At 41.0% G+C, this 21,299-nt stretch carries 18 protein-coding genes; 11 read left to right on the forward strand and 7 right to left on the reverse strand.

The genetic code is table 11. The annotated features are described in order from the left end of the window. The first annotated feature begins 6 nt into the window (after positions 1-6). Together uvrA and ABJK37_RS21440 are read left to right on the forward strand one after the other, a co-directional pair. On the forward strand, positions 7-2,835 hold the full coding sequence (gene uvrA / locus ABJK37_RS21435) for an excinuclease ABC subunit UvrA (protein WP_348358085.1): 2,829 nt from the start codon (positions 7-9) through the stop codon (positions 2,833-2,835). Between the two features lie 12 nt (positions 2,836-2,847). Further along, entirely contained in the window at positions 2,848-3,246 is a 399-nt protein-coding gene (locus ABJK37_RS21440) for a thioesterase family protein (protein WP_348358087.1), read from the forward strand. 38 nt (positions 3,247-3,284) lie between these two features. Here ABJK37_RS21440 and ABJK37_RS21445 read toward each other — a convergent pair whose 3' ends face one another. The 4 genes from ABJK37_RS21445 to ppa all read right to left on the reverse strand — a co-directional run bounded on the left by ABJK37_RS21445 (position 3,285) and on the right by ppa (position 7,419). Further along, positions 3,285-4,904 (reverse strand): methyl-accepting chemotaxis protein, encoded by a 1,620-nt coding sequence (locus ABJK37_RS21445; protein WP_348358089.1) that lies wholly within the window; start codon positions 4,902-4,904, stop codon positions 3,285-3,287. 153 nt (positions 4,905-5,057) lie between these two features. Continuing rightward, on the reverse strand, positions 5,058-5,531 hold the full coding sequence (locus ABJK37_RS21450) for a DUF3299 domain-containing protein (RefSeq protein ID WP_348358091.1): 474 nt from the start codon (positions 5,529-5,531) through the stop codon (positions 5,058-5,060). Then, positions 5,528-6,691, reverse strand: coding sequence for an MFS transporter (locus tag ABJK37_RS21455; protein WP_348358251.1), 1,164 nt, complete (start codon positions 6,689-6,691; stop codon positions 5,528-5,530). Before ABJK37_RS21455 ends, ABJK37_RS21450 begins: the two co-directional genes overlap by 4 nt. Positions 6,692-6,870: 179 nt before the next feature. Further along, positions 6,871-7,419 carry an inorganic diphosphatase gene (ppa, locus tag ABJK37_RS21460; protein ID WP_348358093.1) on the reverse strand — a complete coding sequence of 183 codons (549 nt, stop codon included), beginning with the start codon at positions 7,417-7,419 and terminating at the stop codon, positions 6,871-6,873. 318 nt (positions 7,420-7,737) lie between these two features. On the opposite strand from ppa, the gene ABJK37_RS21465 reads away from it, so the two are divergent. Continuing rightward, positions 7,738-9,732, forward strand: a complete 1,995-nt coding sequence (locus ABJK37_RS21465) for a sodium-translocating pyrophosphatase (protein ID WP_348358095.1) — start codon at positions 7,738-7,740, stop codon at positions 9,730-9,732. Between the two features lie 73 nt (positions 9,733-9,805). On the opposite strand, the gene ABJK37_RS21470 is transcribed toward ABJK37_RS21465, so the two are convergent. Then, positions 9,806-10,774, reverse strand: coding sequence for a class 1 fructose-bisphosphatase (locus ABJK37_RS21470; RefSeq protein ID WP_348358096.1), 969 nt, complete (start codon positions 10,772-10,774; stop codon positions 9,806-9,808). Positions 10,775-11,018: 244 nt separating this feature from the next. On the opposite strand from ABJK37_RS21470, the gene mpl reads away from it, so the two are divergent. The 4 genes from mpl to ABJK37_RS21490 are packed head-to-tail and all read left to right on the forward strand — an operon-like array spanning position 11,019 to position 16,120. Further along, a complete protein-coding gene (mpl, locus tag ABJK37_RS21475) occupies positions 11,019-12,368 on the forward strand; it encodes a UDP-N-acetylmuramate:L-alanyl-gamma-D-glutamyl-meso-diaminopimelate ligase (protein ID WP_348358098.1) in 1,350 nt (449 codons plus the stop codon). A 23-nt stretch (positions 12,369-12,391) separates the two neighbouring features. Beyond that, positions 12,392-13,168, forward strand: a complete 777-nt coding sequence (locus ABJK37_RS21480; RefSeq protein ID WP_348358099.1) for a S1/P1 nuclease — start codon at positions 12,392-12,394, stop codon at positions 13,166-13,168. Positions 13,169-13,185: 17 nt separating this feature from the next. Next, the gene (locus tag ABJK37_RS21485) at positions 13,186-15,093 is read left to right on the forward strand and encodes an alkaline phosphatase family protein (RefSeq protein WP_348358101.1); all 1,908 of its coding nucleotides are present in this window, start codon (positions 13,186-13,188) and stop codon (positions 15,091-15,093) included. Positions 15,094-15,133: 40 nt separating this feature from the next. Further along, the gene (locus ABJK37_RS21490; protein WP_348358103.1) at positions 15,134-16,120 is read left to right on the forward strand and encodes a sugar phosphate isomerase/epimerase family protein; all 987 of its coding nucleotides are present in this window, start codon (positions 15,134-15,136) and stop codon (positions 16,118-16,120) included. 8 nt (positions 16,121-16,128) lie between these two features. On the opposite strand, the gene hemE is transcribed toward ABJK37_RS21490, so the two are convergent. Together hemE and nudC are read right to left on the reverse strand one after the other, a co-directional pair. Then, a complete protein-coding gene (gene hemE, locus ABJK37_RS21495) occupies positions 16,129-17,193 on the reverse strand; it encodes a uroporphyrinogen decarboxylase (RefSeq protein ID WP_348358105.1) in 1,065 nt (354 codons plus the stop codon). Positions 17,194-17,454: 261 nt separating this feature from the next. Further along, the gene (nudC, locus tag ABJK37_RS21500; RefSeq protein WP_348358107.1) at positions 17,455-18,273 is read right to left on the reverse strand and encodes an NAD(+) diphosphatase; all 819 of its coding nucleotides are present in this window, start codon (positions 18,271-18,273) and stop codon (positions 17,455-17,457) included. Between the two features lie 430 nt (positions 18,274-18,703). Between nudC and ABJK37_RS21505 the strand changes: the two genes are divergently transcribed. From ABJK37_RS21505 to ABJK37_RS21520, 4 genes are all read left to right on the forward strand, one after another. Then, positions 18,704-18,850 carry a hypothetical protein gene (locus ABJK37_RS21505; RefSeq protein ID WP_348358110.1) on the forward strand — a complete coding sequence of 49 codons (147 nt, stop codon included), beginning with the start codon at positions 18,704-18,706 and terminating at the stop codon, positions 18,848-18,850. Between the two features lie 29 nt (positions 18,851-18,879). Continuing rightward, positions 18,880-19,344, forward strand: coding sequence for a chemotaxis protein CheX (locus ABJK37_RS21510; RefSeq protein WP_348358253.1), 465 nt, complete (start codon positions 18,880-18,882; stop codon positions 19,342-19,344). Between the two features lie 15 nt (positions 19,345-19,359). Next, complete coding sequence (locus tag ABJK37_RS21515) at positions 19,360-19,779, forward strand: secondary thiamine-phosphate synthase enzyme YjbQ (RefSeq protein WP_348358112.1); 420 nt, start codon at positions 19,360-19,362, stop codon at positions 19,777-19,779. A 106-nt stretch (positions 19,780-19,885) separates the two neighbouring features. Next, entirely contained in the window at positions 19,886-21,235 is a 1,350-nt protein-coding gene (locus ABJK37_RS21520; protein WP_348358114.1) for an OmpA family protein, read from the forward strand. Positions 21,236-21,299: the final 64 nt, after the last annotated feature.

Here is a 21,299-nt window from a genome sequence, read left to right on the forward strand (position 1 = left end):
TTAAAAATGGATAGAATTGAAGTACGCGGTGCTCGAACCCACAATCTAAAAAACATCAATCTAGATATTCCCAGAGACAAATTAACTGTTATCACAGGTTTGTCTGGTTCGGGTAAATCTTCCCTGGCTTTTGATACCTTGTATGCCGAAGGACAAAGGCGTTATGTCGAGTCTTTGTCGGCTTACGCTAGGCAGTTTCTGTCTATGATGGAAAAGCCTGATGTGGATCATATCGAAGGTTTATCACCCGCTATTTCGATCGAACAAAAATCGACCTCGCATAATCCCCGTTCTACCGTGGGAACTATCACAGAAATTTACGATTATTTGCGTTTGTTATATGCAAGAGTGGGCGAGCCCCGTTGCCCTGAGCATCATGTGGCGTTAGACGCGCAAACAATTAGTCAAATGGTTGACCGCGTTTTGGAGATGCCAGCTGATATCAAACTGATGTTGCTTGCTCCTGTTATCCAAGGCCGCAAAGGTGAGCATCTTAAAACCTTAGAAAACCTCGCGGCTCAAGGTTTTATTCGGGCGCGAATTGACGGTAACGTGTGTGATTTGTCTGATCCCCCTGATTTGGATTTACACAAAAAACACACGATTGAAGTAGTAATTGACCGCTTCAAGGTGCGCGAAGATTTAAAACTTCGTTTGGCAGAGTCATTTGAAACCGCCTTAAATTTGTCTGGGGGCACAGCTACAGTCGCTTTTATGGATGAGCCCGATAAGGCAGAGTTGGTGTTTTCTTCTAATTTTGCTTGCCCACATTGTGGTTACAGTATGGCTGAATTGGAGCCACGTTTATTTTCCTTTAACAACCCTGCCGGAGCATGCCAAAGTTGCGATGGATTGGGCACTAGGCAATTTTTTGATCCCCATCGAATTATTGCAAATGAAGAAATAAGCTTGTCTGGTGGAGCTATTCGAGGATGGGACAAACGCAGCTATTATTATTTTCAGATGTTGCAAGCCGTGGCCGACCACTATAAGTTTGACTTGGCAGTGCCTTTTTCAGAGCTAGATGAAAAAGCCAAGGATATCGTGTTATATGGTAGTAAAGGCACATCACTGAAGTTCAAATATATCAATGACCGTGGCGATATCATGGAGCGAAAACATCCATTTGAAGGGATTATTCCCAATATGGAACGCCGCTACAAAGAAACTGAGTCAAATGCGGTTAGGGAAGAGCTTTCTAAATACTTGAGTCAACAACCTTGTTCTAGTTGCTCTGGTACTCGCTTGAGACTAGAAGCCAGAAACGTATTTGTAGGCGAAACACCATTAAATATTATTACCGATATGTCGATTGCCGAAGCATTAGCGTTTTTCGCGAACCTAACGCTAACCGGTAAACGACTAAAAATAGCTGAAAAAATATTCAAAGAAATTAATGACAGACTGTCATTTTTAGTCAACGTAGGTCTCAATTATCTGTCTTTGTCGCGCAGTGCCGATACCTTGTCTGGAGGTGAGGCTCAGAGAATTAGGTTAGCCAGTCAAATAGGAGCTGGTTTAGTGGGGGTGATGTATGTGCTCGACGAACCCTCAATTGGATTACATCAACGGGATAATGAAAGGTTACTTGATACACTGATTCATTTACGAGACTTAGGCAACACAGTTATTGTGGTTGAACATGACGAAGATGCTATCAGAACTGCCGACTTTGTTTTGGATATTGGCCCAGGTGCAGGTGTACATGGTGGCGAAATAGTCGCCCAAGGGACGATTGAAGATATTAAGAAAAGTGAGCATTCACTAACTGGTAAATACCTTTCGGGGCGTGAAAAAATTGAAGTCCCGGCTAAACGAACTGAAATCGACCAAGATAAGTGGGTGGAGTTGACAGGCGCCACTGGCAACAATCTTCAAAACGTTACTTTTAGAGCGCCTATAGGTTTGATGACATGCGTTACTGGTGTGTCTGGTTCGGGCAAATCTACCTTGATAAACGACACCTTTTATCGAATTGCCCACAGAGAATTGAATGGAGCGACCACGGGAGAGCCAGCACCCTATAAAAGTATTTCGGGTATGGAGTTTATGGACAAGGTCGTGGATATTGACCAAAGTCCTATTGGCAGAACACCACGATCCAACCCTGCTACTTATGCCGGAATTTTTACACCGGTGCGTGAATTATTTGCGGGTACTCAAGAGGCTAGATCCCGAGGTTATAAACCCGGACGTTTTAGTTTTAATGTCAAAGGGGGGCGTTGTGAAGCCTGTCAAGGAGATGGGGTAATCAAAGTAGAGATGCATTTTTTACCAGATGTATATGTGCCTTGTGATATATGCAAAGGCAAACGCTATAATCGCGAAACTTTGGAAATACAGTATAAAGGAAAGAATATTCATCAAGTATTAGATATGACAGTAGAAGAAGCCCGTCCTTTCTTTGATGTTATCCCCGCTATTGCCCGTAAGTTACAAACTTTGATGGACGTAGGTCTGTCTTATGTGCGTTTAGGCCAAGCGGCTACTACCTTATCGGGTGGAGAGGCGCAGCGTGTTAAGTTGGCTAAGGAGTTATCAAAGCGCGATACTGGGCAAACACTGTATATCTTAGACGAACCAACTACTGGCTTGCATTTCCACGATATTAAACAGTTGTTGGAAGTGCTGCATCGATTACGTGATCACGGTAATACTGTTGTTGTAATTGAACATAATTTAGATGTAATAAAAACCGCAGATTGGGTAGTCGATCTGGGACCCGAAGGCGGTTCAGGTGGCGGTCAAATCGTGGCACAAGGTACTCCCGAAGATATTTGTAAGACAGAAATTTCACATACTGCGCGGTTCCTTAAGCCTTTGCTACAAAAGTAAGGATCTAATGATATGTTTGTCGAAGAATTTAATGTACGTTTTTACGAGACCGATGCCTTAGCTCATGTGAGTAATACTGCTTTAGTGGGCTGGTTTGAAAGTGGCCGCGATCCTATTTTTAAACTTTTTAATCCTGAGTTGGATTTGCAAAACTGGCCGCTAATTTTAGCGAGTTACAAAGTGGACTTTTTAGAGCAGATTTATTACGGTCACAAAGTACAAGTGAGAACTTATATTAGCCGCATTGGTACGAGTTCTTTTGATGTTTATCAAGAGTTGTGGCAGAAGCAAAATAAATGTGCCACAGGTATAACAACGCTAGTACATTTTGATTTTAATACAAAACAGTCAGTGGCGATTAAAGACGAAATAAAAGCCACACTTTCGGCAAATTTTTATGCGCTTGATTAGGCCATAAAAACCCAAATGTAGGTTTTTACAGCCTAACGCTATACTTTAAATTGTTTGGCTATGCCCTCTAAATGCTGCGCTAATTTGGCTAGCTCGGAACTCACCGATGCTAACTCTCTGGAACTGCTTGCCGTTTCTTCAGTACGACTATGAATTTCATCGACACTGCTACTGATGGTTTTGGCTACGTTCTGCTGCTCGCCAGTAGACTGCGCAATTTGATCGTTCATGTTGGTAATACGACTAATAGTATCGGTAATGACTGATAAACTAGCACCAGCTTTATTTGCTGTTTCTACACTATTACTCGCTTGTTCTGTTCCTTTTGCCATAACACTTACTGCGGAACGTGCTGCGTTTTGAAGTTGTTCTATGGTTTGTTGAATTTGCTCTGTAGATTGTTGTGTTCTTGACGCTAAGGTACGCACTTCATCGGCGACTACCGCAAACCCTCGACCCTGTTCACCAGCTCTAGCGGCTTCAATGGCCGCATTAAGCGCTAAAAGGTTGGTCTGTTCTGCAATACCTTTGATTACATCAAGTACCACACCTACTTGGTTTGAATCGGCCTCTAATTTTCTGATGACTTCTGAAGAATCTTCAACATTTGCGGCTAATACCTGGATACTATGTACAGTGTCATTAACAACCGCTTGTCCATCGCTCGCTGCATTCGATGCATCACTGGCGGCGTTGGCTGCTTCTGCCGCGCTCTCAGCTACCGCGATCACGCTGTGTCTCATTGCGTCTACTGCATTTTTAGCTTGTCCTGCAGAGCGCTGTTGTACGTCAATCGTCTTATTGGTGTCGTCTGTTAGCTGGTTTAAATTTTGTGCTAATTTTGATAAAGGCAAAGAGGCATTAACAATGTCTTTGACCACTCCCTGAAGTTTTTCCATAAACTGATTAAACCAATGGACTAAATCACCAATTTCATCCTTGTTTTTTGACTGGATCCTGACTGTCAGATCGCCATCTTCTTGGGCGATATCTTTTAGTGAATTGACTACTTGAACAATACTGCCTTTAATGCCGTTAACAATAGGGATCGCAGTGGCAAATAATAAAATGATAGTTAACAGAGCCATTGCTCCACCGATAAAAATGGTAGATTGGCCACTGTCGCTCGCTTCTTGTATATCTGTTTGGAACGCTTTAGTGCGCGTTTCTTTAAAATGACTTAAGTTTTCAAAGGCGTTGTCGTAATTATCATTCATGGTGCCGGATAATTCACCCAATTTTGAATAGTCAGCCGTACCATCTATCATTGATTTAGATACATCAAAAGCCAAGTTGTAGTAATTATTGAAGGATTGCAAAATGCTATTTATATCGGTACTTAGGTCGGGATCAATTGCTTTAATTTTTTGCAATAAATTTTGAGTTTCTTTGGCGTGATTAAGGGCATTCTCTAAGGACTCTTCATCACCCGTGGTAACGGCACTGCTTAGGGTTTCTTTGACCTTTTCCATTTTAACTAGGGCATTTTTGGTCACATCTAATGCCGGATATTGGACTTCTATAACGTTTTCTAATAAATCGACGTTTTTTAATGCAGTATAAGTGGTGATGCCTAAATATAATAAGAATCCAACAGTTCCAATGATTGGAATAAGAAATAACTTTTGCGCAATAGACAGTTTCGTCAAAAAATTCATTAAATCACCTTATCATCCAGTTTGCATTTAGTGCCTGATACTCTGCATTTTGAGCTAACCAGTCACCTACGAAAAAATCACCTCTAAAATCAGTATAGACAAATTATGGTTCAACAAAAGTTTCTTAGGGCCAGCTTCATTTGTAAAATTTTGCTATCCTTCATAAGGACTTACGCTAATGCCTACTAGAGAATATCCTACGGTTGCAAGGTCACCTTCCCAGCCTCGAGTACTTAATGTACCTGTTACCCATACTGCATCGTTTAATCTGTCTATCGGCACGGCCTTAGAAAACTTCACATAAACGATTTGGTTTGCGGGTGGTGGTGGCACATGAATACAGGCTCCGAAATAAGGCACCAACAAAAATTCACTGGTGTTTTTGTTGGTGCCCTCTAAAGGAACAACAAATCCAGGTATTTTTACCAATTTGCCATCGAGGTTTTCGACTATTGGGGCATCAATTCCTAATTGCATCATGCTGCCGTCATGGCTCAATGGGGTGTCGGGTGCTTGATAATTGGGTGGCACCATATCTTCCCAATATAATTCTAGAGGCTCGTTTGCAAAGGTCGTTTGCGTAAATAAAGCTAATATTAAGCAAGTTGCATGAACAATTTTAATCATGTGTTTTTATTGGCCTGTATTTGATTTGCTCTAAAAAATGGGTTTTTCACTACTTCATTACCTTGACTGGGGGTGTTCGGTATATTCAACGCTAGCAACAAGGAGCAAATGGCAAAACCTGAACCGATATAGAACACTAAACTGGGTGACGTTAACCATACGATACCTAATAACGCTGGGATCACAACCGCCGCAATGTGGTTGATAGTGAAACTGACACCAGCAGTGGAGGCAAAATCTTTTTGGTCGGCAATCTTTTGGAAGTAAGTTTTCACGGCGATGGCCATCGCAAAAAATAGGTGATCAATAATATATAAAGCGGCAGCAATTCGCCCATCTGTTACCAACGCATAACTGATAAACACAATGAGCAATCCCATGTATTCTATTGTTAGCGCGCGGCGCTCTCCAATACGGCTGATCCATTTTCCGATTTTAGGTGCGAAAAGTAGATTGATAACATAGTTGATAATAAAAAGTAGGCTAATATCACCAACTGAATAGCCAAATTTTTCAACCATCATAAAGGAAGCAAATACCATAAATATTTGCCTTCTCGCGCCACTAAAAAACACTAAGGCATAATACAACCAATAACGCCTGCGTAAAAACATATGTTTATGTTGAGGTGAGCCATGAGAAAACGAGTCAAAATTTGTCCATAGTAAATACACAATTAGCAGACCCACTCCTCCAGCTAACATGTAGACTGAACTATAGGTAACCTCAAACCATTCCATCAATACCCATATCGATGCATATGCCAACAAGGATGCGAAACTCTTAACCGCCAATTGTATACCCATAAAATGAGCCGTTTTGTCTTTGTGTATCCACTGCAATGTTAACGATTGATTGATGGTTTCGAAGTAGTGAAATCCAATCGACATAAGCACAGTAGTGCAATACAACCCTATTTCAAATGGTAACCATCCGGTTATCGCTACACCAATACACATTACAGCCAGTGCAACTAACGCTAGGGTTTGTTCTTTTATAACCAATAATAAAAAAACAGCAGTAAAAGCTAAAAATCCGGGGACTTCTCGAAAGCTTTGTAATAGACCAATTTCTGCACCGCTGAATTGTGCTTTTTCCACTACAAAATTGTTGAGTAAAGCATTCCACACAGAAAATACGAGCGGCATTACGAAGGCCATTGCGAGCAATAGAAATTGCGGGTTTTTGCGAATGTCAGACAAAGGGGAAAATGAATTAAAGTGCAAATTATGTGACCTATCGTTTGCTGAGTTTTAATTGTCGCACAATAAATTTTATCCACCCAAATAAAAAAGCCGATTACAAAATCGGCTCAGTAATGCATTTATTTTCGGGGAAATTAGAATGCGGGTTTTTCTTCGCTTGCTTCGTACAACTTAACACTGTTGACTAGTTCAGCTTTCGCTGCGGCTGCGTTTTCCCAACCTTCAATTTTTACCCATTTATTTGGCTCTAGATCTTTGTAATGCTCAAAGAAATGCTGAATTTGATGTTTAGTTAGCTCTGGAATTTGATCAATATCAGTAATGCCGCGGTAAATTGTTGATAACTTATCAGCTGGTACCGCAAGAATTTTTGCATCAATACCTGATTCGTCTGTCATTTTTAATACGCCCACTGGACGACAACGGATAACAGAGCCTGCTAATAATGGGAAAGGTGTCAACACTAATACATCAGCTGGATCACCATCTTCAGATAATGTGTGTGGCACATAGCCATAGTTAGTAGGATAGTGCATACAAGTTGCCATAAAGCGGTCAACAAATATGGCTCCTGAATCTTTGTCTACTTCATATTTGACAGGATCAGAGTGAGCAGGGATTTCGATTATTACGTTGATTTCTTCTGGTAAATTTTTACCAGCGGGTACGGCATTAAGGCTCATAGTATTACCTAAGGTGATTGAATTCTAATGAGCAAGATTATAGTGCTTACAGGTACAAGAAGAAACTCATCAAAGTGATTAAAATGCAGTCTAAGTACAATTAATGATTAAAACTTGAACTAAAGGTAAATATCTCGTTATAGTTGTAAATAAATTGTAAATAAAACAACATAATAGCCATATACTCATGAATGATGTAGGCAATGAGGGATTGGCGTGAAAGTATCACAAAGTAAAATTGGTTTGGCAGTTTGTATTTAGCTTTAAACCAAAAACGGTTTGCTTTGTGTCTTAGCTAAATTAACTCTGGGAACTTTTATGACTGAATTATTCTACATGCCACCTGTTCTAGGAATCGCTGGTTTAATCTGTGCCTTTATTATTTATCTGATGATCAAAAATTCACCGGTTTCAGATCCTGCCATATCTAAAATAGGTGATGCTATTCATTCCGGTGCCATGGTGTTTATGCTTCGCGAGTATAAAATGTTATTTCTTTTTGCCTTAGTGGTGGGTATTGCTTTGTATTTTTCTTTAGGACAATACACCACTCTCGCTTTTGTTGCGGGCGCGGTGTGTTCTGCCTTTGCTGGTTATATGGGCATGTTTACGGCGACTAAAGCAAATGTACGTACTACTCAAGCAGCTCACGATAAAGGGCCAGCAGCGGCGCTAACAGTTGCTTTTATGGGCGGCTCTGTCATGGGGTTGTGTGTTGCCGCTATGGGGCTTTTAGGTTTAGGTTCACTATATTGGTTTTTTGGTGGCGACCCAAGCACTGCCCATGTGATCCATGGGTTTGGAATGGGGGCATCTATAGTTGCGTTGTTCTCTCGTGTAGGTGGTGGGATTTTCACTAAAAGCGCTGATGTGGGTGCTGATTTAGTGGGTAAAATCGAAGCGGGCATTCCCGAGGACGATCCACGAAACCCTGGTGTCATTGCGGATAATGTGGGGGATAACGTGGGTGATGTTGCTGGCATGGGATCAGATATATTTGAATCATATTGTGGTTCTATGATTGCCACCATTGCCATTGCTTCTACTATGGCTTTAGGTGTTTTAGGTAGCCGAGAGTCCTTAATGTTTCTGCCTTTAGTTTTGGCCTCGACTGGATTGTTATGTTCGGTTGCTGGCATTGTTTTAGTTAAGTTGTTATCCGCCAGTAAACCAGAGGTGGCTTTACGCGCTGGTACTATGTCAGCGGCCGGCATTTTTATCGTTGTAGCGTATTTTGTGGTTGCCAAACTTGGCGTGAATGACCATGTATGGTGGGCAGTTGTTGCTGGAGCGGTAGGGGGGATTATTATTGGTCTAGTAACGGAATATTACACCGCTTCCACACCTGTACGTAAAATAGCTGAAGCCGGAGAAACGGGCTCTGCTACGGTAATGATCACGGGGTTGGCTGTCGGTATGCAATCTGTTGTGATTCCCGTGCTAACTATTTGCGCAATTATTTTTGCGTCAACTCAATTAGCGGGCTTATACGGTGTAGGTATTGCTGCAGTGGGTATGTTGGCGACTGTGGGTATTACTATGGCTATCGATGCTTATGGCCCAGTGGCTGACAATGCTGGGGGCATAGCTGAGATGGCGGGGTTAGGAAAGGAAACTCGCGATATTACCGATTCCTTAGATGAATTGGGTAATACCACCGCTGCTATAGGTAAAGGTTTTGCTATTGGCGCAGCGGCCCTTGCTGCTCTTGCTATTATTGCAGCATTTATAGAAACCTTGGTGAATAAATACCCCGATTTTACTCTTAATTTGGGTAATCCCATGGTGTTGATAGGTCTCTTTATTGGCGGGTTATTACCTTTTCTAATCGCCTCAATTACGATGACAGCTGTTGGGGATGCAGCATTTGAAATGATCCAAGAGATCCGCCGCCAGTTTAGAGAAATAGACGGTTTGATGGAAGGTACCGCCGAGCCTGACAATGCACGTTGTGTTGATATTGCTACGCAAGCAGCATTGAAGAAAATGATATTACCAGGGGTAATAGCCGTTGGCGTTCCACCATTAGTTGGTTTTGGCTTAGGTGCTTATGCATTAGGCGGAATGTTGGGGGGGGCATTACTAGGTTGTGTGTTGCTTGCGTTAATGATGGCTAATGCTGGTGGTGCTTGGGACAATGCTAAAAAGTATGTAGAAAAAGGTAACCTAGGTGGTAAAGGTTCTGATACGCATGCCGCAGTAGTAGTTGGAGATACCGTGGGCGACCCATTTAAAGATACATCAGGCCCATCTATGAACATCCTTATCAATGTAATGGCTATAGTGAGTTTGGTCATCGCCCCGTTATTGTAATAAGTCCTACTAACCGGAAACCTAAAAACGCCTCATCTGAGGCGTTTTTAGGTTTATTTATGACTAATAAAGTCTATTTGTTGTAGCTTAAACATGCTTCAACTTCATCCTTTGAGCCAATCAAAACAGGGACCCGTTGGTGAATTTCAGTTGGCATTACTTCCATGATTCGACCTGAACCGGTTTCAGCTAAGCCCCCAGCTTGTTCAACGAGGAAGGCCATAGGGTTGGCTTCATATAATAAACGTAATTTACCCGCTTTATTAGGATCTCGCTTGTCGTAGGGGTACATAAAAATTCCACCTCTGCACAATACTCTGTGGATATCTCCTACCATTGCAGCTACCCAACGCATGTTATAGTCCTTCTCTCTAGGCCCATCAGTTCCCGCTAACAAATCGCTAACATAGTCTTGAATAGGCGCTTCCCAATGACGTTGGTTCGATGCGTTAATTGAGAATTCTGATGTTTGCTCTGGCACTTTGACATTCGGAGTGGTTAATAAGAAACCGCCATGGGTTTTATCTAAGGTATACAGATGTGTACCACGTCCCGTAGTTAAAGCGAGCATTGCAGATGGGCCATATAATACGTAACCTGCGGCAACTATTTGTGTACCTGGTTGCAGAAACGCCGAAGGGTCATCGGGGTCCATCCATTGTGGTGCATGTGTAATTGAGAAAATCGTACCGATGAGGCTATTAATATCGGTATTGGATGAACCATCAAGGGGATCAAAACTAACCAAGTAATTACCATTTGGATTGCAAGGTACGACTTCGTCCTCTTCTTCAGAAGAGATCGCTTTAACGTAACCAGACTCACTAAGAATATCTTTGAGAATTTGATTAGAAATAATGTCTAACTTCTTTTGGGTTTCACCTTGAACATTTTCACTCAGTGTTGACCCTAATACACCAGCCAATGCGCCTTGACTGACCCTAAATGAAATTTCTTTACAGCCTGCTAATAATGTTCTTAGTAGCAGTATTAGCTCCATAGGAGCGCCATCTTCTTGAAGTTGCGAGTTAAGTCTTTTCATTACGTGTAAATACCTTTTAGTTGTAGGGTGATGCAGCAAGATTGTTATTATTGTTAATACTGCTTCAATAATTATACCCACAAAAAATCATAAACTCAGTAACCTAAACGTATTCTTTATAACCAATACCGATACGGCGTTAAAACTTAGCTGCAGCAACAATGTAAAATTTTTACATTGTTAATTGGGTTACGGATATTTGTTCTGGTAATCTACCCTTCTTAGACTTTTTAAATGGCAATCTATGCATCTACATATTTTAGGTATCTGTGGCACTTTTATGGGAGGAATTGCCGCTATTGCAAAAGAGTTAGGGCACAAAGTGACTGGTTCTGACGCTAATGTTTATCCGCCTATGAGCACACAATTAGAGTCTTTAGGTATTGAGTTGTTTGAAGGATACGACACGAAACAATTTAAGAATGAACCAGATATAGTGGTAATCGGTAACGCGCTATCTCGGGGTAATGAGGCAGTGGAATACGTCTTAGAAAGAAACTTGCCTTACACCAGTGGCCCGCAGTGGCTGTTAGAAAATGTACTCAAAGATCGTTGGGTAATAGCCGTTTCTGGTACCCATGGGAAGACCAGTACCTCCAGTATGGTGGCTTGGATATTAGAATATACGGGGTTAAAGCCGGGTTTCTTAATAGGTGGTATTCCACAAAACTTTGATGTTTCGGCACGTTTGGGCGAAACCCCATTTTTTGTGATTGAAGCAGATGAATACGATAGTGCCTTTTTTGATAAACGTTCCAAATTTGTTCATTATCGACCTCGTACATTGGTCATGAATAACCTTGAATTCGATCATGCAGATATTTTTACGAACTTAGGTGATATTCAAAAACAGTTTAACCATTTATTACGAATGGTACCCAATAACGGACTGGTTCTTTTACCGAAATCAGACAACAACTTACGCAAAGTCTTAGATATGGGATGTTGGACGCCAGTGCAATTTACTGGCGGTGATTGGCAGGTACAAAATAATAACCCCGAGTGCAGTGAGTTTGATGTGTTGTTTAAAGGACAAAATCAAGGAAAAGTGCATTGGGATTTAATGGGCGAACACAATCTAAATAACGGTTTGATGGCCATCGCTGCTGCAAAACATTGTGGTGTAAAAAGTGAGCTGGCAGTGGCGGCTTTAGGTCAATTTGTCAATGTAAAACGCCGCATGGAAGTTAAAGCTAAGGTCAATGACATTACAATTTATGATGATTTTGCTCATCACCCAACTGCCATTGCTTTCACTATCGACGGATTAAGATCAAAAGTGGGAGACGGGCGTATTTTGGCTGTATTGGAGCCTCGCTCTAACACCATGAAAATGGGCATTCACAAAGATACACTTGCCGCGTCATGGTCAAAAGCTAACCAGGTGTTTATTCTTGAGCCTGCTAATTTAAGCTGGTCGATGGATGCACTACTGGCGCAGAGTGACGTCACCGCAATGTTATATAAAGACTTGCAACTGTTGGTCAAATCTATTGTTTCTTATGCTAAACCCGGAGATCACATTCTGGTAATGAGTAATGGTAGTTTTGGTGGTATCCATGATTTGTTAAAAGAACAATTAGCAACAATATAATTAATAAATACAAGAGCGTTAACATGAAGTTAAAAAAATTAGTAATAGGTACCATTGCCGCGGCGATGAGTTTTCAAGCGTTAAGTTGGGGCCAGATTGGTCATAGGGTAACCGGTGCAATAGCGGAGCAATATTTAACTCCACAAGCACAACTAGCGATTGAGCAGTTGTTAGTGAATGAAGACCTAGCAGAAGCGTCGACTTATGCTGACGAAATGCGTGCCGATCCTAGTGAATTTTGGCAAAAAACAGCCAACCCTTGGCACTATGTAGACGTTTACGCAGGGAAAACGTATTCAGATGTTGCCCCGCCGCCTGAAGGCAATGCGGTCACAGCATTGGAATTGTTTACAAACCAACTAAAAAGCAAACAAACTAGCATTGCAAAAAAACAGCTCGCTCTAAGATTTATCGTGCATATTATTGGGGATTTACACCAACCTTTTCATGCAGGAAACGGTCTCGATAGAGGCGGCAACGATGTTAAATTGAAATTCTTTTGGGAAGACTCTAATTTACACCGAGTCTGGGACTCAGGTTTAATTGATAGGCAACAATTGTCTTATACAGAATGGTCCAACATATTAAGCCGTAAAATTTCTGAACAACAAATTCAAGATTGGAAGGAGCTGGATCCTAAGGTTTGGATAGCTGAAAGCGCCAAGTTACGAGCGACTCTTTATCCAGAAAAAGACAAGTTATCTTGGGATTATCAATTTCAAAACTTGCCTATTGTGAAGCAGCGTTTGCAAATGGCTGGCGTTCGAATCGCAGCCTATCTCAATTCTGTGTTTGAATAACCACGCGTTTAAGTATTTTGTCTAAAAATACCGCTGCTTTATTGCCAAAAATACTCGCCGGCCCTATTGTTCGGCGAGCGAATGCTAATCAAGTTTGTTTTTGGCTGATAACCAGTCAAGCATTTGATTTTTCAGTAACCTTGTTCAATCAAAAAGAGCAAAGTACCTGGTTTGATGCTCGGCTAGATGCGGATCAGTTGAGTCAAGTTCAAGTGGGTAGTCACGCTTTTGTGAATATAATCACTCTTGAACCGAATACTGAAATTCCATGTGGCAGTCGAGTGAGTTATGACATCAGTTTACAAGATCAGTATGGAGCCAGTAGTTTCTTATCCGAGTTGCTGCCCTCTTTGCTTTATTCAGGTGAGGCGTACCCTAGCTTCTTGATCCGTAGACAAATCGGGCATATGTTGCATGGCTCTTGTCGTAAACCTCATCATGAAAGTGGCGATGGTTTAGTTATAGTCGACCAACAAATAGAAAAAGGTGTAAACGGACAAAGTGAGTTGCCAGACTTATTAATGATGTCCGGAGACCAGGTTTATACCGATGACGTTGCGGGACCAACACTTCTTGTAATTGAGCAAACAATAGATCTTTTGGGTCTGTTTCATGAAGAGCTTGAAGGTGCAACAATTAAAAATAGCCAAGAGTTATTTAAACACCCAAATTGTTTTTATCAACGACCCGAACTATTACCAGACGACCCTAGTACTGAGAATACGTATAGCCAGTTTTTTGCTGCCAAACGCAAACCTATTTTTACTTCGGTCAATGCGAGTAACCACTTAATTTCTTTTGCTGAAGTTATGGCTATGTATATTCTTACCTGGTCCCCTGAAATGTGGCATTTGACAGAGATCACTGACACGTCAATCCCTGAACCCTTCAAACAAAAATTTAGAGAAGAACAGGTCATAATCGAACACTTCGTTGCTGGACTAGATAAAGTCCGGCGTGCCTTAGCTCATGTGCGGGTATACATGATTTTTGATGACCACGATATTACTGATGATTGGAATTTAACCCGAGGTTGGGAAGAAGCGGTATACGGTAACTTATTTGCGAAACGCATAGTAGGCAACGCGCTAATAGGGTATTGGTTGTGTCAAGGTTGGGGCAATGACCCTACAAAATTGCGGCCCTTATTCGAGTCGTGTAGAGAATATTTTACTGAAAGTGGCATCCAGCAACATGACAAACTTGTGCACATAATGCTTGAATGGGAACAATGGCATTATTGCTTGCAAACTTCTCCGAAGCTGGTGGTATTAGATACACGTACCCAACGTTGGCGTTCAGAGTCGAGTTTAAGTAAACCTTCTGGATTGATGGATTGGGAAGCCCTGTGTGAATTACAGCAGGAACTCATTGGTCAAGAATCTGTGATCATGGTGTCTGCAGCACCCATTTTTGGTGTGAAACTCATTGAGACTATACAGCGTATTTTTACCTTTTTTGGCAAAGCACTGACTGTTGACGCTGAAAACTGGATGGCTCACAAAGGCACCGCCAGTGTGATGTTAAATATTTTTCGTAATCGCAAAACACCTCCTAATTTTGTGATTCTGTCAGGTGATGTGCATTACTCTTTTGTGTATGACGTCACGTTAAGATTCAGAAATAACAGTCCAAATATCACGCAAATCACCAGTAGCGGAATCAAAAATGAATTTCCAGATAAGTTGTTAAAGTGGTTCGACAAACTTAATCGTATTTTATATAGCAAATATTCGCCGCTTAATTGGTTCACCCAGAGACGTAATATGCTGGTTAGGCATCGCAATCCCAATGACCATAAATTAACGACACTCTCGAACGGCGCTGGTATAGGTTTACTTAAAATGAATCAAGCCTGCAGTAAAGTTGAAGCACAGCAGCTTTGTGCTTCAGGTGAGGTAGTCACTTTTACTAAGCAAGAGTAGGCTTATTGCCTATATTTAATCGAAATTAAAAGGGCAGTTGATGAATCGTAGAAACTTTGTAAAAACAGCATCTTCGCTGGTGGCAATGTCCGTTATGCCTAACTTGCATGCTTCCCCACTAAAAACTAACAGATTGTTTGATATCGCCTTGAGTCAGTGGTCTTTTCATCGGGCTATTTTTGGTGATGGTCGTGATAATTATGAGTGGTTTATCAAAACCTTACATTCAGACCCTGACTCGGTTTTAAAGGGGGATATGGATCCTCGAGACATTGTTACTATCGCTAGGAAGTTAGGCGTCGAAATGGTGGATTTAGCCAACGTGCTTTGGTTTGGACATGCGCAAGATAAACCTTGGCTGAAGCAATTCAAGGCAATGGCGAATGACCAAGGTGTTGGTTTTACCTGCTTATTATGTGATGAATTAGGGTATTTGGGGAGTCCATCTAAAAATAAACGAGACCTGGCAATTGAAAAACACAAACCATGGATAGACGCTGCATTGGAGTTGGGATGTTCACAACTTAGAGTGAATGCCTATGGAGAGGGGACATACCTTGAACAGCTTGAACAAAACGCTGAAAGCCTAGCTGAGTTGGCGGCTTATACTCAACAGTTAGGTTTGGAATTATTAGTTGAAAATCATGGTCACCCTTCTAGTAACGGTGCTTGGTTGGCTATGTTAATGGAAAAAGTGAAGCATCCTAATTTAGGCGTTTACACGGATTTAGATAATTTTTTTATGGGGGGCTGGAATCACTCACCACAGAGACGTTATGACACTATTCAGGGGTTACATGATCTGGCTCCTTATACTCGAGGTGTCAGTGCCAAAACATATGGTTTTGAATCCAATGGTCAAGAGTCAAAAATCAATTATTTACAATGTATGAAAATACTCACCGCCGCTGGGTTCACTGGATATGCATGCGCAGAATTTGAAGGTGAAGGGATGAGCGAAATGGCCGGCAGTATTGCGACCATTTCATTACTCAAGCAAACTAGAGACATGCTTTCAAAAGCATAGCGTACTCGTTATTGATGAAAAGGTTTACTTAATTTGTGAACCGCATCAATGAATATTTTGGCATTCTCTGGTGGTACATCTAAGTGAATGCCATGGCCAAGGTTAAATACATGGCCATTACCTTTACCAAAACCGTCCAAAATTAGTTGTACTTCTTGTTCAATACGAGCGGCTGGCGCATATAACATAGAAGGGTCCATGTTACCCTGCAGTGCAACTTTGTCGCCTATACGTGCCTTAGCGTCGGCCATATCAACTGTCCAGTCCAATCCAACTGCATCGCAACCTGTTGCTGCAATGGATTCTAACCACAATCCCGCATTTTTTGTGAACAAAGTAACAGGCACTTTTCGCCCATCATTTTCCCGTGTAAGGCCATCCACAATTTTATGCATATATTGTAGGGAAAACTCTTGATAATCGCGACCAGAAAGCACGCCGCCCCATGTATCAAATACCATTACTGATTGCGCTCCGGCTGCAATTTGCGCATTAAGATACAAAATAACTGAATCAGCTAACTTATCCAGTAACAAGTGCAGCGCTTGTGGATCACTAAAGGCCATTTTTTTGATTTTAGTGAAAGCTTTACTAGAGCCACCTTCAATCATGTATGTAGCTAGCGTCCAAGGGCTGCCGGAAAAACCAATTAATGGCACACTACCTTGCAAATTTTTGCGAATAGTGCGAACCGCATTCATTACATAACCTAGTTCAACTTCAGGATCTAATACGGGTAATTTTTGAATATCAGCCATACAAGTCAAAGGGTTTTGAAACTTTGGACCTTCACCAGTCTCAAAATATAGACCCAATCCCATGGCGTCTGGAATAGTTAAAATATCGGAGAATAAGATGGCGGCATCCAAGTCAAATCTACGTAACGGTTGAAGTGTTACTTCGCAGGCTAACTCGGCGTTTTTACATAGCGACATAAAATCGCCAGCTTGTGCTCTGGTGGCTTTATACTCTGGCAAATACCGACCTGCTTGGCGCATCATCCATACTGGTGTTGTGTCGACTGGTTGGCGGAGCAATGCTCGTAAATATCGGTCGTTCTGCAATGGCTGCATTGATTTCCTCAAACTGGAATTATTTACCTAAAATTTGGGTGATAGGCTTAAAGGGCTGTATTGTAGCGATTTTAGCCGCTGAAAAAAGGATAAACTGGAGTATATTTAACAAAAACTTGCAATCACAGAGATTTGTCTGCTATAACACTGATGCGAAAGCAAACATAAATCAAGAAGCTCGATAACGAGACCAAGACGCTAAAATATTTAAACCCCACTTTACGTGGGGTTTTTTATATCTAGCGATTACGCTATACCTCGCTATTTTTGTTGACTAATCTCTTCAATAGTCTTTTGGATCAGTTGTCCCGCAATGGATAATTTGGGTGGGATATTGGGTAGTTTCTCAGGGTCAAACCAGTGTGCTTCGAGAATTTCTTTGCCATCTACTTTTATTTCTCCTGAATCGAAGTCAGCTAAAAAACCTACCATTAACGAGTGAGGAAAAGGCCAAGGCTGGCTTGAAAAGTAGCGTAAGTTCTTAACTTTAATCCCCACTTCTTCAAAGACTTCTCTGTGAACCGCTTGTTCAAGTTGTTCACCACTTTCTACAAAACCGGCTAAAGTCGAAAACATTTGTCGAGAACGTTGCGGTTTTCCTTGAGCCAGTAATATCTTGTCCTTATTACGTATAGACACAATAATGCACGGCGAAATTCTTGGATAACAGCGGTGAAGACAACGTGAACACTGCATTGCCATCTCCCAATCAATTTGTTGCATCGTGCTGCCACATTGACCACAAAATCTATGGGTACGCATAAATAATGCTATCTGCCATGCTCGTGAAGCGACACCAAAAAAGCTGGTTTGGTTTTGCATAAGCAACGCGCGCATACTGACTAGTGATAGTGCATCATGCTCGATATGTTCGTTCCCCATATCGATCAAGAAACAAGGTAAATCTTCATGATTCCCTATTTTGACGATTTGATCTTGGTAGGCATGGGCAAAACTGAGCTGTTCCCAAGTGTCTATTATCAACCCTGAATTTTCAGTGAATTGAAAAATTTTTTCACCGCTAAAAATTAACCAAATGCCTCTTGTGTCAGCTTTTACCTGTATACCTTGTTCAATCATATTAATACCAAAATCACTCATTTTTCATAAGTTAACACAGTAAAACCGCTCGCTGAAATATACTTTCAAAATTGCATATCTATTTATTAAGTCGCTCAACCTGTTCACAGTTAACAAACTAAAAATGTTTAAAATACGCAACACATTAGAATTAGTGTTAATATCTAACGGTTTGTTTTGAAGGAATAAATGCGATTAATACCGGCGGGTATTTAGTTGATATTTGGATGGATAAAGGGTGACAGTTTTGGGAAGCAATGGCGCTAGGTTTGCAAAGTTTGGAGACATTATGTGCTACTGCCAGAGTTACGCGCTTATGAATTATTAGTGGTACTTAGACTAACAGTGTCTAGCGCGGAGCGTGGTAAAGTTTAGAGTAGGCTAGATTTTATCTTATAGGGTGCGTTAATACCTAAAATTGAATCCACTAATGTATTCGTTGTCTGTCACCGAAGCGATTACGTTAACTTATTTAATTTTTGATTCCGATGGCGATGTAAAAGAAACCCAATCAGTAGGTTTTGACGTAGTAAGCCGAACAATTGAAGCTCTTGGTATTTGCGCAGCTTGCCAATGAGCGAACTTTAAGAAGGAAAAGTGAATATAATGAATGCTGAGTTTATTAACCCTTTTATTGCCGCTTTACTAAATGTGATGAAAACCATGGCACAAATTCAGCTAGTGCCAGGTAAACCTAAAAAGAAAAGTGACAATCAAGCCAGGGGAGACATATCTGGACTGATTGGTATGGTGGGTGAAAATATTCAAGGCTCAATGTCAATTTCCTTAGACGAAGGACTAGTATTAGAAATAATGCAAAAAATGTTGGGGGAAAAGCCTGATAGTTTAGATTCTGACGTACAAGATATGGTGGGTGAAATTACTAATATGATTTGCGGTGGAGCCAAAAACGAACTTGGGGAAAAAGGTTATGATTTTGGTATGGCTACACCGGTAGTTGTTTCAGGTGTCAATCACTCGATTAAACATCAAGTCGATGGGAAAAAAATGGTTATGCCTTTTTCTCACGAGTCTGGAAAACTATATTTAGAAATGTGTTTTAATAAGTAATAGGCCTGCAATTATATGTGGATGCAACAATCTATTATTTTATCCCCTAAGACCAGAGGATATCACTTAGTCACTGACGAAGTCAGCGCACAGCTAAAAGGTCTAAAAAACGTTAAAAAGGGTTTGCTGCACTTATTTATCCAACATACCAGTGCTAGTATAACGATTAATGAAAATGCCGATCCTACTGTGCGTCAAGATTTAGAAACGCATATCAATAAGATGGTGCCCGATAATATGGCGTATTACGTGCATAACTATGAAGGTGCGGATGATATGCCTGCTCATATTAAAGCTAGCTTAATGGGGAACAGTTTGACTATTCCCATTGTTGACGGAGAACTAGGCTTAGGGACATGGCAAGGAATAATATTAGGAGAACATCGAGTAAGAGCTGCAAATCGTCGCTTAATTGCGACTATTTGTGGGGAATGATAACCTAATTATAATAAAGTAGTTGCGATAAAGGTATACATCTATATATGATCCTGTAAATAGTGTGCCAATTAAATTTGAAATGAACAATAAGGGACAAGTTAAGATGAAAAAATTATTAGTTGTAAGTGCAATAGCTGCTGCGTTAAGTACAGGTGTATTTGCACAAGAGCAGCCAAAAGAAAACGATAAGTGGGTTGCTGGGTTTGGCGAATTTTATTCGGGCAATGATGATAGCCCGGATTTCCTAGGAGACGGTTTTGGAGTGGGTGGTGAATTTGGTTTTAAATTTACTCCGGAGTGGGCAGTTAGGATTGAAGCATCTTACTTAGAACTTGACGTAGCCAATGAATTCCTTGATGACGACGGTACTCGCGTAGGTGTTGACCTTTTATACTTCTTCCCAGATAGCAATGATTTTTATCTTTTTGGTGGCCTTAAAAGAACCCAAATTGCTGATAACGATTCAATGGTCAATATTGGTTTAGGTAAGCACTGGACTTTAGGTGAAAGCTGGGATTTAGGACAGTATTGGGATACAGCTAAGGACTGGGATTTAGGTAATCGCCTTAAAGTTATTACTGAAATGGCTGCGTATCAAACTATCGCTAGTGGTAGTAGTGAAACCAGTGACAATGGTGATAAACACCTAAGCTTTAAATTAGGTTTAGCCTACGCCTTCGGTGGCTCAACCGCTCCTTCAATGCCTAAAGACAGTGACAATGATGGCGTAGTTGATAGCCAAGACCAGTGTGCAAATACTCCAGCAGGTATCGCAGTAGATAGTATGGGTTGTGTTTTGGATTTAGACGGCGACGGTGTTATTAACCGTTTAGACAACTGCCCAGAAACACCAGCTGGAACTGTGGTAGATAGCTACGGTTGTAAGAACGACCTTGATGATGATGGTATTCCTAACAACATAGATATGTGTCCAAATACTGCACCTGGTACTCAGGTAGGTGCTAAAGGTTGTAGTTTAGTATTAGATACTGACCAAGATGGCGTATTAGATGATGTAGATAATTGTGCTGATACACCGCTAACGGATAAAGTCGACGCTAAAGGGTGTAGCGTATTTACTGAAGAAGAAGTGTCTATCAATGTGAAAGTATTGTTTGCCAACAATAGTTCAGTTATTGGAAACTCTAGTGCTTCTCAGTTCCAAGAAGTTGCAGATTTCATGAACCGTTATCCTGCAACCGATGCTGTAATTGAAGGTCATGCTTCTGCTCCAGGTTCTGACGATTACAACCTGATGTTATCTCAAAAGCGTGCAAATGCAGTGAGAACTCTATTAATCCAGAAATATGGTATTAATGCAGAGCGTTTGACCGCTATCGGTTTTGGTGAAACTCAGTTGTTAGATACTTCAAACACGGCTAAAGCAAATCAAGTTAACCGTCGTATCGTAGTTAAAGTATCAACTAGTACTAGAGTTAAAGTACAACGATAACGATAGTTATTCAAAAAAAAGAGATGCAATTGCATCTCTTTTTTTTACCTTTTATTCAGTGATT

The sequence above is a fragment of the Paraglaciecola sp. genome, from assembly GCF_039964565.1.
Lineage (GTDB): Bacteria > Pseudomonadota > Gammaproteobacteria > Enterobacterales > Alteromonadaceae > Paraglaciecola.